Origin of the sequence: Bacteroides sp. An19 (assembly GCF_002160215.1) — a bacterium.
Lineage (GTDB): Bacteria > Bacteroidota > Bacteroidia > Bacteroidales > Bacteroidaceae > Phocaeicola > Phocaeicola intestinalis.
Window position 1 is genome coordinate 1 of record NZ_NFKD01000087.1, and the last position, 13,251, is coordinate 13,251.

The 13,251-nt window shown below is 42.2% G+C and carries 10 protein-coding genes; 1 reads left to right on the forward strand and 9 read right to left on the reverse strand.

Annotated features, from left to right (window positions below; translation table 11 throughout):
- Window positions 1-215: 215 nt before the first annotated feature.
- The 5 genes from B5F25_RS19400 to B5F25_RS19420 form a co-directional block, all read right to left on the reverse strand.
- The gene (locus tag B5F25_RS19400; protein ID WP_087251537.1) at window positions 216-1,622 is read right to left on the reverse strand and encodes a TlpA disulfide reductase family protein; all 1,407 of its coding nucleotides are present in this window, start codon (window positions 1,620-1,622) and stop codon (window positions 216-218) included.
- Window positions 1,623-1,649: 27 nt separating this feature from the next.
- The gene (locus B5F25_RS19405) at window positions 1,650-3,113 is read right to left on the reverse strand and encodes a RagB/SusD family nutrient uptake outer membrane protein (RefSeq protein ID WP_162614459.1); all 1,464 of its coding nucleotides are present in this window, start codon (window positions 3,111-3,113) and stop codon (window positions 1,650-1,652) included.
- 17 nt (window positions 3,114-3,130) lie between these two features.
- The gene (locus B5F25_RS19410; RefSeq protein ID WP_087251539.1) at window positions 3,131-6,691 is read right to left on the reverse strand and encodes a SusC/RagA family TonB-linked outer membrane protein; all 3,561 of its coding nucleotides are present in this window, start codon (window positions 6,689-6,691) and stop codon (window positions 3,131-3,133) included.
- A 266-nt stretch (window positions 6,692-6,957) separates the two neighbouring features.
- On the reverse strand, window positions 6,958-8,124 hold the full coding sequence (locus tag B5F25_RS19415; RefSeq protein WP_087251540.1) for a FecR domain-containing protein: 1,167 nt from the start codon (window positions 8,122-8,124) through the stop codon (window positions 6,958-6,960).
- A gap of 30 nt (window positions 8,125-8,154) precedes the next feature.
- Window positions 8,155-8,673 carry an RNA polymerase sigma-70 factor gene (locus tag B5F25_RS19420; protein ID WP_087251541.1) on the reverse strand — a complete coding sequence of 173 codons (519 nt, stop codon included), beginning with the start codon at window positions 8,671-8,673 and terminating at the stop codon, window positions 8,155-8,157.
- Between the two features lie 259 nt (window positions 8,674-8,932).
- Between B5F25_RS19420 and B5F25_RS19425 the strand changes: the two genes are divergently transcribed.
- Entirely contained in the window at window positions 8,933-10,048 is a 1,116-nt protein-coding gene (locus B5F25_RS19425; protein WP_162614460.1) for a S41 family peptidase, read from the forward strand.
- Window positions 10,049-10,144: 96 nt separating this feature from the next.
- On the opposite strand, the gene B5F25_RS19430 is transcribed toward B5F25_RS19425, so the two are convergent.
- The 4 genes from B5F25_RS19430 to B5F25_RS22740 form a co-directional block, all read right to left on the reverse strand.
- Window positions 10,145-10,717 carry a hypothetical protein gene (locus tag B5F25_RS19430; RefSeq protein ID WP_087251543.1) on the reverse strand — a complete coding sequence of 191 codons (573 nt, stop codon included), beginning with the start codon at window positions 10,715-10,717 and terminating at the stop codon, window positions 10,145-10,147.
- A gap of 163 nt (window positions 10,718-10,880) precedes the next feature.
- On the reverse strand, window positions 10,881-11,096 hold the full coding sequence (locus B5F25_RS19435) for a winged helix-turn-helix domain-containing protein (protein WP_087251544.1): 216 nt from the start codon (window positions 11,094-11,096) through the stop codon (window positions 10,881-10,883).
- 488 nt (window positions 11,097-11,584) lie between these two features.
- Window positions 11,585-12,856 carry a Y-family DNA polymerase gene (locus B5F25_RS19440; RefSeq protein WP_087251545.1) on the reverse strand — a complete coding sequence of 424 codons (1,272 nt, stop codon included), beginning with the start codon at window positions 12,854-12,856 and terminating at the stop codon, window positions 11,585-11,587.
- Between the two features lie 4 nt (window positions 12,857-12,860).
- Entirely contained in the window at window positions 12,861-13,082 is a 222-nt protein-coding gene (locus B5F25_RS22740) for a GNAT family N-acetyltransferase (protein ID WP_087406796.1), read from the reverse strand.
- Between the last annotated feature and the right edge of the window lie 169 nt (window positions 13,083-13,251).

Here is a 13,251-nt window from a genome sequence, read left to right on the forward strand (position 1 = left end):
CCGGAAACATAGTGGTAATCGTTTAAATCTTATAATTCGGCACTATAAATTTAATACTTTTATCGCTATGTTCCTAATTATCACTGAAATATATTTATTCTTATTTCGAACTCACGTTACTTTACAAAGGGATTGAAAAACCTTAGCAAAAAAAGAAACGCACAAAGCGGGAGATTGATTCCGCACATGCGTTTCTTTGAGAGAGAAAAAAACAATTACTTCACATACGGAGCTATCAGTGCCTCAAAAGCCTCATCGTCTGATGGACGCGGAGCATCTATAGAAATAATCTTACCTTCCTTATCAAACAGCATAAAACGAGGGATAAACGTGATATTATATTCTTTGGCAAATTCCGATTCAAAGTTATCGGGAATGATGTATTGTTGCCAAGACGAATTATCCTTCTCCAATTTATCAAGCCACTCTTTCTTGTCTCGATCCAACGAAATGCTTACAAACTCAATGTTCGGGTTATCTTTATACTTTTCCACTTTTTTCTCCACAAAAGGAATTTCCAGACAGCAAGGACCGCACCAGGTCGCCCAAAAGTCGATATAGGTTACTTTGCCTTTTCCTACCACATCCAGGAAGTGCACAATCTTCCCTTCCTTGTCCTGCATTTCAAAATCGGTAGCCTTCACACCCGGCAACAATTTGGCCAACGAATTATAAATAGCTTCATTTTCTTTGAACTCTTCACTCTTGCCGGAAATTGTCCGATAAAGCTCAAACGTTTTCGCAAGTCCCGAAACGTCCGAATTCGACAGCATCTGCGTCATTCGCTTATCGGCAACCTGCCCGGCCCACTCCTTATTGGCTATGTTGTCACGCAGATAACTAAAGAAGCGTATTCCATAATCCATACCTTTATACAAGTCGGGCGACTGCTCCAACCGGAAATCTATCACCTCAATCAACAGATATGGACTCACCTTCGGGTCATTCAAATCTATAGAATTAACAAAAGCCATAAAACCGGCATCTTTGCTGGCATCATTCCCGTCATTTTTCAACCGCCGATAATATATAAATTCCATATCATTCATCATCAAATCCAATTCGGCAGTCTTCTCTTTTGCAAAAGCTTCGCATGTGCCTTCCAACGCCTTGTGCATACGCTGCTTCTGTTCGGCAATCTGATTCATGTAATTCTCAAAGGTAACAGGCGTTCCATCTGCATTCTTGAATACATAATTGTAAAATGGAGGAGTATTGAGATAATCAGATTCTTTCTTTCCCGTACCGGTAAATACGGCAGTAAGCTTATAATCCGGAACAGTAGCATCACCTATTGTTATTTCACCGTCTGCACCCGTAATCTTGACATCCAGTTTTCCTCCCGGTATCAGATAGCAATGAACACTCTTCTTGTTTTTCAGATAGTTTAAGACAAGCGACCCTTCTTCAGCCTTCTGCAAGTTTTTTACCTCATACGAGAAAGAACCGTCTGCCTGCAAGGGGATGGTGTCAGACTGTCCCATCCGTGCAAGTATAAACTCACCCTTTCCTTGATAGTCAGGAACATTTCCTGTAAGCAGAACCGAATTTTCTGATTGTGCGGAGCAAGCTACCCAGCCTGCTACCAAAGTGGCATACGCCACTAACCTTAAAGATTTCATAGTTTTATGTTTGTTAAAAATAGATTATTACTGTCCCCTCCATGACTCATTCCATTCAAGAACCGTTTCAGGAATCGCTGTTTTCAGTCCGCTCTCATCCAATGTGAAGGTTTGCTCACCGTCAAAATGAGTAACAGGTTTCATATCCTGGAACAAAGGATCATTCCACAAACGACGGACGGTATACCAGCGATAGCCCGTAGCCATAAACTCGCGGTTCAGTTCGTCCACACAGAAGCGTATCAAATCTTCTTTGGTTGTAACCGAAGACGGGACCTCTTCATGTCCCGGCAACACACGGTACTTACGGAAGTCGGCCAATATCTGACGTGCATTGTCTTCACTGCCCACACGTGCCTCACATTCTGCCAGCATCAGATATACCTCGGGCAGGTTAAGTCCAAGATTGATTTTATCACCAAGAAAGCCGGGATAAGGATAAGGCAACGGAGTTCCTTCTCTGTTGACCGTACAAATCAGATTCCGGCGCAGGTCATATTCGTCATACAACGCATAAAATTCAGGATTCAGATAAAAGGTAATTTGATCACCATATACAAAGTAATAAGAGTTCATCATTGTAGTCTGTTTGCACCACAATACCTGACTGCTGCTGAACAGATATGGCAAGATATCCATATCACTATCCAGTTCATCCGCCGTCAGCTCACGGTAGCCATAAGGACGCATCAGCTCATTGTAATCCAACAGATAAACTACCGCAGCACTTTTCGGCAACAGTTCATAAGCGGTACGCAAGGCAGTAAGCGCCTTGTCATATTTCCCCATCAGGAAATACACCTTACCCATCAGTCCGTAACCGGTAGGTTTGTATACCCGCATCCGGTGGTCTACACGGTCTTCCAGATTAGGGCAGGATTCCTCCATTTCGGTAGTGATGAAATCATACATCTCTTTCATGGTGGCACGCCGGTAATTCATAACCGAAGTATTAGCTTCCGTCACCAACGGAACAGTCAATTCTGTTTCGGCATAACTCTCGTCATAAGGCAGGGCAAACCATTGTGCCAGCAGGAAGTGCATGTAAGCCCTACTGACGCGTGCTTCCGACTGCAAATAGAGCTTTTCCTTTTCGCTGCCGGTGGCACTCATCACTCCGTTTACAATGGAATTGAACACATAAATCTGTTTATAAGGCTCTACCCATTCCGAACTTTCCTGGTCGCCACGGTATACTTCCTGTTTGTATTGGAACGCATTTTTTATTGATGAGCCATAAAATGTATTCATATCCAACTGCGAATAGCAGTCTGGTGTAAATATCAGGTCGTCACTTCTCCAAAACGCATAATAATCATGACTTAAGCTCAGACTCATAAACAGTGTGGTATTAAACATACCGTTGTACTCATTTACGGAAGTAGCTATGGCCTTTCCGCGTGGGGCCTCGTCTAAAAAGCTGTCGCAACCCGAAAGTAAGTTTGCAGAAAGCAACAGACAGCCCGCTGCTATATATGCTATCTTTTTCATATTCATTACTAATTTGTTTAGAAATTAATGTTTACTCCTACCGAATAGGTCGGACCAAACTTCTCCTGATAGTTATTATAAAATCCCGAATATGCGTATGCTTCCGGATCAATTCCTTCGTTATTTGCTGCCCAATAGAAGAGATTGCCTATTTGCAGATTTATCCGGGCGCTTTCAGCATAAAACTTACGACAAAGTTCTGAAGACAGACGATATGTAAGTGTCAAATCGCGTAATTTGATATAAGACGCATCCAATACATTACGATCGGCATAATAATACGGCATAAAATCCGAATCCTCGGAATATGCAGAATATCTAGGAATATCCGTATAAGCCTCATCTCCTGGTTGACGCCAGCGTTTATCAAAATCCCGATATAGATTACCTGTTAAACGTCTTCCGCTAAATGAACTATCGTTGCCTATTGCAACACACTGTTTTCTCATTTTATTTCCAAAATTATAAATGAACATAAATGAAAGCTCCCAGTCTTTGTAAACAAACCGGTTGGTCAAGGCACCGTAATATACCGGAATGGTTGTACCGGAATACACTTCATCGTCCTCATCAAGCGTATACAAATCATCGCCCGAAATCAATTCGCCCTCTTTATTGTATGCCTGTGGCAAACCTTCCGCATCCAAACCTGCATAACAATATGAGAACAATGGACCAGTAGGATAACCTTCTCTATAACCTACCCTTTTTTGCATCAAATTAATTGCATCAGTACTTTCTACTTCCAATTTAAGCACTTTGCTTTTATTTTGAGAGAAAGTCAAAATGGTGTACCAATTAAAGTCGTCCGACTTGATATTATGACTGTTGACACTTATTTCCAGACCTTTGTTCGATACAGAACCGATATTTCCCACAGCCATTGCCCAACCTGAGGTAGGATTTAGTGACATCGGTGCAATCAAATCGGTAGTCTTCTTGTCATAATAATCCAATGTTACATTCAAACGATGATTCAATACAGAGAGGTCAAATCCTAAGTTATACGTACGGGTTTTCTCCCACGTAAGCTTGTTGTTGGCTGGAGTAGAAATGTCATAACCGCTTTCTTCAAACCAGGGACTGCTCGTCGCACTCAGGATGTCGTACTTTCCACCCATGCCCGGGTCGGGAGAGTTACCGGCAAAACCGTAAGTGGCACGCAATGTCAGGCTGTTAAGCCAATCATAACGGTCCATAAAACGCTCTTCCGAAATTTTCCATGCCAGACCGACAGACCAGATAGGCTTGTATTGGGTATCGGGATCACTGCCGAAAAGGTTTGACTGATCCATACGCAGGCTGGCATTCAGCACATACTTGTGATCGAAAGTATAGGCAGCGTTACCATAGAGAGAGAAATAGCGCCGCATGATTTCATTCTGTGAGAAGTATCTGTAAGAAAAGCCGTTTGATTCACCGTAAACAGGATTGCTGATATAATTGCGCAAGGCATAAATGTCATAATCCGTTCCAAGCATGGTCTGCATATCATATCCCCGCACAAAGGAATTATAGGTTGTACTGACATACTCACGCAACTCTGTACCCAACAAAGCTGTTATCTGATGCTTCCCATCCTGAAAATCACCGTCATAAGTAAGCTGGTTACGGAATGTCCAGTCAGTAACCAGACCGTTGTCCAAGGTAAAGTGTCCGCCCTTTGCCGGTAATACGCATTCCAGTGTATTAGCATCGGTCGCCTGCAGACGTTCTTCGCGCACCGCATACGTTTCCTGTGGAAGAAATGTTTCAGTCTTGGTATGAAAGCGACTGTACTGGTAACGTGTTTCATACCGCAAGCCTTTCAACAGAGAGAAAGTCAGACCGGTATTTACACGCAGATTGGTACTGATTTGCTTGCTACTGGAACTGTTAAGATCATCTACCGGGAAAAAGCTCGTATCAATGTTAGTCAGCTCTTCCGCCTTTTCACGCTTGTCATCGGCAACGTAATAAACAGCCCAGTCGACAGCTTCTCCATTCTCGTCATAGAAGGTAGCGTATGGCAAATCACGATATATGGCCGTATAGGTCCAAGGCTCTACTTTCTTGTTCAGACTTCCGTATACACCATTCACCGTATAATCCCACTTCAGCCATGGTGTCAGGTTAAAATTCTGCTTGATATTGAACGTAAAACGATTGTTCATATCCTTTAAGGTTCCCTGTTCGCCAATATATCCCAGCGACACATAAAAATTCTGCTTGTCTGTTCCTCCGCTCAATGATATGGTGTGACGGGTCATCCATTTGTCACTCATAAAGTTGTCTTCGTAACTTTTCCGTCCATCCTGTGCCGCCAAACGTGCCAATGCCGCATCCCGTTCTTCCATGGAGATTTTCCCCATCTTATAAGCATACATGTAACGTTCGTGAGGTAATACAAAGGGATCTGAACCATAACTTGTCGCTGTAGTAGAAACATAGTCATAATCATATACTTCTGAATAAATGTCAAAAATTTCCTGCGCATTCTTCATAAAGGTAGCGCCGTCCATCATCTTCATGTATCCGTAATCGGGCTTTCCGATATAAGTAAATGAACCGTCGTATGAGATATGGGTTTTGTTACTTTTCTGCCCTTTCTTGGTAGTAATAACCACTACACCATTGGCTGCTTGAGAACCCCAAATGGAGGCAGCCGTTGCGTCTTTCAGCAACGTGACGTTTTCAATGTCATTTCCATTAAGCAAGGTTTCCACCTGATCTTCCTCCAAAGGCATACCATCAACAACAAACAGAGGAGAACGATTTGAATATACAGAAGTAATTCCACGAACAATATATTTGTCGGCCCCCTCGCTCATGTTTACGCTCAAACCGGTAGCCAAACCTTCAAGGCTCTGTATGATGCTTCCCGTCAAGCCGATTTTGCTACTGACAGCGTCGCCTTTGATGATTCCATAAGAACCGGCACTTCTTTCCCGCGAAAGAGTCTGATAACCGGTAACCACCACATCACTAAGCAGCTGACTGTCATCTACCATAATAACCTTCAATGATTTGCCCGACGAGGCAGTTACTTCCTTATCATTTTTCCCGATATAGGAAAGAAGAAGCTTCACCGACTTCTTATCTCCCGAACTGAGCGAAAAGTTTCCGTTCAAATCGGTAATTGTACCTTCGTTCGTTCCCAAAACCCTTACGGTAACTCCAATCAGAGGCTCACCGTGCTCGTCAACTACCTGTCCGTTGACAGAGCCCGATAATGACTGCTTCAGTTTCCGCTCTGCCGCAACACGAAACACATGTATAAAGCGGTTATCTATTTCATAGTTCAAATCCGTATTCTGCAACAGTTCTGACAAGGCCGTCTGAACCGTAACATCCTTGAGTGTTACACTCACAGTATATTTCCCGACATCTTCGTAGGCAAACTGAATCTTGTAGTAGCCCGACAAACGTTCCACCTGCCGGAGCGCTTTCGACAACTGTTCATTCTTACACTGATAAGTAATGTTTTTTGGATTCACATCCGGCTGTGCCATCATTGCGTTAATGGAAAACAAACAGCCCAACAGTAGCAGGAACCATCTCCCCCTAGCTTTTTCTTTCTCTTTGCATAAATTCTGCATAGCGCATTTGTTTAACGGTTAATAATAAATAATACCATAATGTTACCGGATACAGCCATTACCTGTCTTTAATGGCGTACCTATCCGTTTCTCATCAAGCTTTTTGTTATTAATAACACGCAAGGCCTGAAAATGGTCACCCCCTTTTCTCAAAAAAATATACCCGGAACAAAAATTTTTCAAGAGCCGGACTGAAACCGGCTTATAAAAAAAGACGGCTCACCGGGAACCGATGAGCCGACAGATATCTGAACCAGCTGTTTTTATCAATACTTATTCACTACCAGATTATTGCCTTCGAGACTGACACGCACCTTGCGAAGACGGTTGAGGTTTTCAAGCGTATGCCCGATATCATCGTGACGCGAAGCACTGAAATGCATTTTCTGCCTCATCAGGTCCGAAGAACGGAAAACGACTCCCAGATTATACCAGCGTCCCAGCTCACGAAGAATGTCAACCAGCGAACTGTTGTCGAAATAGAAAAAGCCGTTTACCCACTGGCACACGGAATACGTATCTATCTCACGCACCTGTATCTGTCCGGCCGCATCCAAAGATGCGTCTTGTCCCGGCTTCAAAGTCACCTCGGGAGTTTTTCCGTCGGGAGTATATACTTCTACCGATCCGCTTACCAGAGACACATGCGAAAGCTCCGAAACATAACTTCTGAAGTTAAACTCTGTTCCGAGCACACGCACCTGCATCTTGTCTGTGGTAACGATAAAGGGGTTCTGCTCGTTGCGGGCCACCTTGAAATAAGCTTCACCTTTAAGGTTGACGCGACGTTCCTTACTTGTAAAGGCCGATGGAAATTCCAGACTGCTCTCGGCGTTGAGCCACACCTCGGAACCGTCGGACAGAATTACCTTGAAATCCATGCCGCGGGGAGTAGAGAGTTTCTGCATTTTGCCTTCACCTTTTTTATTCTTCATGGAAGAAGAAACTGCATGCTTGCCTTGAGACTGTGCCACCGGCTGAAAGGATAATGAATCCTGCAACGAGATGTCAAACAGTTCGCTGTCGTCCTGCAGCAATATCTGTTGCCGCGTCTCGTCATAATTCATCGCTATTACGTACAGGTCTTCGGCTGAAGATGACGGCAAGGCGAAATGGTTATATAGCAAGATGCCAACCAGCATGGCCGCGGCACCCGACAGGGCTGCCAGAGCAATCTGCCACTTGTAGGCATGCGTTCTGCCAGAAGTCTGAATCTGTTGCCTGCTGAACTGCTTCCACGTTTCATCCACATCGGGGCATGGAGTCTTATGACGCATACGAGCCATTTTTGCCAGCATGACATACGACTCTTTTTCCTCGTCCGTAAGTTCGGAAGCCAGAGAGTCATCATCCTTGTCCGTATCCAGACTGTCGGAGTTCAGCATATCCGGTGATGACGGTTGTTTGTGTATGTCTTGTTCTTCATTCATCATACCTATATAACACCTTATGTATTGAAATGGTTACCCCTTATTCTTATTTTTTAACTCAAAAGCTTTCCGAAACATGGTAAAGGCCTTGTTCATATGCTTGTGCACGGCACTTACGCTTATGTTCAGCATTTCTGCAACTTCCTGATATTTACGGCCTTCAAAATGACATTGTTCAAAAATCATACGGGTCTGCGGACCAAGACTGTCCATCACCTCATCTATAACCTGCAACTGCTCTTCATGGGTATCCACATCCCCACCTATCACGTTTTCACGTTTTTCAATCACTTCCTGTTGGTATTTCATCTCTACCTGTTTGTCACGCAGATAGTTAATGCACAGATTATGCACCGACCTGTAAAGGTAGGCTTCAATCCGCTCATTGCGCAAGCGCTCATAACGCCTCCAGGTATCACCAAACAGTTCGCTGACAATATCTTTTGCTACTTCGGAATCTTCCACCCAGTCCAACGCATAATAAAAGAGCTTGGAGTAATTCTTCTTGAACAACTCCTCAAATTCTTTCTCCCAGACTGTGTGTGCCGACATTAGTTCGATATTTTAAGATTGATTGGTGACAAAGGTACATATTTTTGTGAAAAATGAAAGTTGACTCAGTTTTTTTATTTTGCTTTCCTGCTTGGGGGTAATTCTTTCATTGGTAGTCATGGCTTTATGCATTCGGAAATTCTATGAGTATTATGATTTATGGTTCAAGATTGTACGCAAACCTCAATTGAGTTATATCTCAGAACTCAGTTTGTCCCCCATGCAGTGCAAAGAGAATTTCAACGAGATAACCCAAATCGTGAACGACAATTATCAGGAAATAGCCCATCGAAAAAAGATTGATTTACAGAAACTGAATGCCGAATACGCGGAGAAAGTCTCGAAAGTGGAAAATGCACAACAATACGGACAAATCCTGTTGGAGTATTTGGCTAGCTTGGAGAATATGCATACCTATCCTTTTTTCTCATTTCATAGCAGTAACTTCTCATTGGTGACGCGGAATGATTCTGTATGGGTCTCAAAGGACAGAAAGAACCTGCGGAAAAAAGATTTGATTATTGCCATCGACGGTATCGCCACGGCAGATTATATGAAAGAAAAATTGAAATACACGTTTGGCTCTACTTATCAAACAAGGAAAAAACTTGCAGCAGTAGGTGTGCTCTCTTCTTATGCAGATACTTGTAAACGAGTGACCGTGTTGCGTGGCGACTCTGTCTTTGAAGTAACTATTCCTCTTTACAAAGATGAGGATGAGCAAAAAAAGCCTCAAGGAGTAGCGAAAGATAGTGTAAAATTATCTTCGCAAGGCATGAGCCCAAAAGTGTCTCTATTGTTGGCAAAGGCACTGAAAAGATTGGATAACATAGGTTATATTAGAATTCCTCATTTCTTTTCCGGAAGCGTGGAATATTTTTATAGTCAGGTTGATAGTACATTCAAATGTCCTTATCTCATCTTGAATCTGCAAAACAATCAAGGCGGAGTGAGAAGGAATGTCCTAAATATTGCTTCATATCTCGTTACAGAACCTGTTACCATGGGGGATATGATCATAAAATCAGATACCTCACGATGCTATCGGGGCAAACTGTTAGTCCTGACAGATGAATTCACTTCTTCAGGAGGCGAAATATTGGCTGCTATATTGAAAGGGCAGCCTAATGTGACGGTAATAGGCAGACGTACCGGGGGTGATTGCGGTAGTATGGCATTTAATTTTAAAACCTCGCATGGCATTGAATTCAATTTAGCAACAGAAATCCCGTATCTTTTACCTGATGGAACAACGTGGAGCGAAGGGGAAGGAATTGCACCGGACATTCAAGTGGAAGAGCGTTTACCATGGGAAGATAAGAAAGATGCCTTTCAAATAGCTTTGGAGTTAATAGAACATAACAAAAAACATTAGATTATGGATTCAAAGAGACCGTAAATAGAACTGTGTCAATTAAAGAATTGATTCAGTTCTATTTACGATTTACGTATTCCATCATAAATACTCCAATTACAGGTTTTCATCACCGAAGAGTTTAAGCTGGTGCTTGTTCTCCTCTTCTTCAGCTAATCTTCTCCGGCGTTCATATATCATGTGTTCCTCATGTTTAAGAACACTCAACATATCCCTGATAGTTTCCAGTCTTTTATCTTCATCTGTAAAATACGGAATATTCTCTTCGTCAGCTTTAGTGTACTGAGTGAACATATCGATATAGCACTTGAAATTTTCCTTCAAACAATCCGGCACTCTTAATGTCGATGTCACAAAACCGGTCTTACGTTTGGAACCAGCTCCAGCCCTTTTTCCACCACGTTTATCTTTCATTATCTTCTCAATATCCCAAGCAGTAATGGCAGTTTTTGATAAATAGATCTTCTTACCGTTTTCCGCCAAGGCATAATAGATATCATGTGGCCATTCTTTCCATACCTTCGTTATATGTCCCATGAAATAAAGGCGAAGGAATTCCTTAGTAAGGCGATTGTCGGGAAGTTTCCCGACTGAAGTTGTACCATCCATGCCAAGATAAACATCCACATCAATATTATATTTTTCAACAAGATCAAATTTATTATCCATATATGGTGATTTGTATGTTTTGGGACAAATATAATAAATTTTGATTATGTGACGAAATCAGAATAGGATAATATGAGCGTTTAGCGTTGTAAAATCCATTTCACAAAAAGCTTGCCTATCCCATCAGGAATAAGGCAAGCCTACAGCATAATCACACGATGAGTCAGTCTTTCAAAGAATATGTCTTCACTGTTTTCTTACCTACCTTCTCTGTAGAGAAAGTAAGTTTATCTTCCTTCGACAACCATCCGATAGCTGCCCAGAACTCAGCCTCTGAAAGTTTGGACTCCTTCTTAAGATGTGCAACTTCAACACTCTTTTTACCATTAAGAATATGCCAGATGATGCCGGCATTCTGACCAATTAATACCTGTTCCATAATAAAATGATTAAATGAATAATGAAAATAAATATATTGAATGACATCTATAACACCTATGAGAAGATGTAATAGATATGCTTAAATACAGCTATAGATTTATATTGAAATGCGCTTTAATTTATTGTCAAATAAGAGGGGGAAGAAAAAGAGATATCAAGAATAGAATGCTCTAAGTACCTTATAACGGAACAAAGATAAGGAAATTATTTGAATAAAAACACAAGTAGATTGTACATTATTACAAAAGGGCATTATTACAAAAGGCACCGAAATAATAATAAGAGGGCATAACAGTAGCACATCAAAAATCATAGATGGCTCAACCATCATACGCCTGTACCAGATATAATCACTTTCGGTGCAGTACCAATAAAGAAACATGACCAAGAAACAAAGGTCTATGATGAAATGATAAATAAAATACCACTTGATAATTTTGAGAATCTTATTTTTCATAGCATCTATTATTGTAAAGAATTTGTAATCTATTTGACCGTAATGACATCGTCGAGATTGGTGGTGTACTGCTTGCTGATATGTCCGCATTTAAGATGCCATGACTTGTCCGTCGTACCCTGAACAGCCACCTTTATGGTATTATGCCCATTCTTGCGGTTAATGGCATCTATGGCAGCAGCTAGACGTGCCTGTCTGTCACGGTCAATGGTATCAAAAAGGTTAGTCTGGATTGCGGAATCGGAAACGATATTCCATACAATGACTCCGGCTTTCTTATAGAAATACCTGCCTTCTTTACGGTAATCCATGCGGAGTGCCCTTACTGCGGTGCTGACAAGTTCTTGAAGATCGTTGGTAGGCACCTGTAAATGGATGGTACGGTTGATGCAATGCTGCGGAAGATCCAGCCGAAAACGGCTGGTATAGGCGAAGACAGTTATCTCCGTACAGCAGCTGTGTTGCATCCGGAGTTTACGCACACATTCGGAAGAAAAGTTTGCCACAGCTTCCTCTAAGCTAGAGAAGTCAGACAGACCGGAATCAGGGAAACTGCGGCTGGTGCAGATACTCTTCTTCTGCGGAAGTTCCTCGACATCGATACAGCTTTCACCACGAAGTTCCTTCCAAGTACGTACACCTGTTATTGTAAGCAATTTTCGCACAAAACTCTCATTTTTCTGCGTGAAATCCCAAGCTGTATTAACACCGTAATAGTGCAGCTTGTCCAAGCCTCGATGACCGATACCCCAGACATCGCCAATTTCGAGACCTTGTAATGCCTTGATACGTTTTTCCTCAGTATCAATCATGCATACGCCTTTGTATCCCTTGTATTTCTTCCCGTAGCGGCTTGCCACCTTAGCCAAGGTCTTTGTCGGAGCAATACCCATCGTAACCGGAATGCCGGTACCCTTCCCTATGGTCTTTACAATCTTGTGTCCGTAGGAAACTAGCTGCTCACCTTCCCCGAAACCAGAGAAATCCAGAAACGCTTCATCAATGGAGTATTGTGTAAGTTCAGGCGTAAATTCTGAAAGCAGCATCATCACCCTGCGGCTCATATCGCCATACAGGTTATAGTTGGAACTGAAAACAGCCACATTGTTTGCCTCCAGAACATCACGTATCTGGTAGAGAGGCGTACCCATCTTGATGCCCATTGCCTTGACTTCGTTACTTCTGGCCACAACGCATCCGTCATTGTTCGAGAGAACAACGACAGGCTTGTCACGAAGCAGCGGATTGAACACACGCTCACATGAACAGTAGAAGTTATTGCAATCCACAAGAGCTATCATCTGCCTACATATTTGACCAGATCATTTCATAACAATTCTCGCCGGTTTGTTCATCAATGAAGCTGTTACTTGTATAGAAACCATTTCGTTTATAAAATTCAACAGCTCTCATATTCTTAGCAAAAACGCTCAATCTCAGAGTCTGATGTTTTTGTTTTACATAGTCCAGTAACAGTTTGCCTATACCATTCGAACGATGATTTGAATCAACAAATAAACCTTCTATATAATCACCATTTTAGCCTATAAAACCAGTTATTGAATCATTGTATAGGTTAATAGAGTTTATGTAATTTAGATTTGTTATATATCGCGCATACGCGTACCTTTGCAACATGAATTACCACGACCATAAAGACAACAGCAAAAGTTTCCGTGCCTTGACGGGAGTTAGC

Excerpts from the sequence above, each read along its gene's own strand:
- B5F25_RS19435 (WP_087251544.1), bottom strand. The coding sequence starts at position 11,096 with ATGGAACAGGTATTAATTGGTCAGAATGCCGGCATCATCTGGCATATT.
- B5F25_RS19400 (WP_087251537.1), bottom strand. The coding sequence starts at position 1,622 with ATGAAATCTTTAAGGTTAGTGGCGTATGCCACTTTGGTAGCAGGCTGG.
- B5F25_RS19410 (WP_087251539.1), bottom strand. The coding sequence starts at position 6,691 with ATGCAGAATTTATGCAAAGAGAAAGAAAAAGCTAGGGGGAGATGGTTC.
- B5F25_RS19440 (WP_087251545.1), bottom strand. The coding sequence starts at position 12,856 with ATGATAGCTCTTGTGGATTGCAATAACTTCTACTGTTCATGTGAGCGT.
- B5F25_RS19415 (WP_087251540.1), bottom strand. The coding sequence starts at position 8,124 with ATGATGAATGAAGAACAAGACATACACAAACAACCGTCATCACCGGAT.
- B5F25_RS19420 (WP_087251541.1), bottom strand. The coding sequence starts at position 8,673 with ATGTCGGCACACACAGTCTGGGAGAAAGAATTTGAGGAGTTGTTCAAG.
- B5F25_RS19405 (WP_162614459.1), bottom strand. The coding sequence starts at position 3,113 with ATGAAAAAGATAGCATATATAGCAGCGGGCTGTCTGTTGCTTTCTGCA.
- B5F25_RS19430 (WP_087251543.1), bottom strand. The coding sequence starts at position 10,717 with ATGGATAATAAATTTGATCTTGTTGAAAAATATAATATTGATGTGGAT.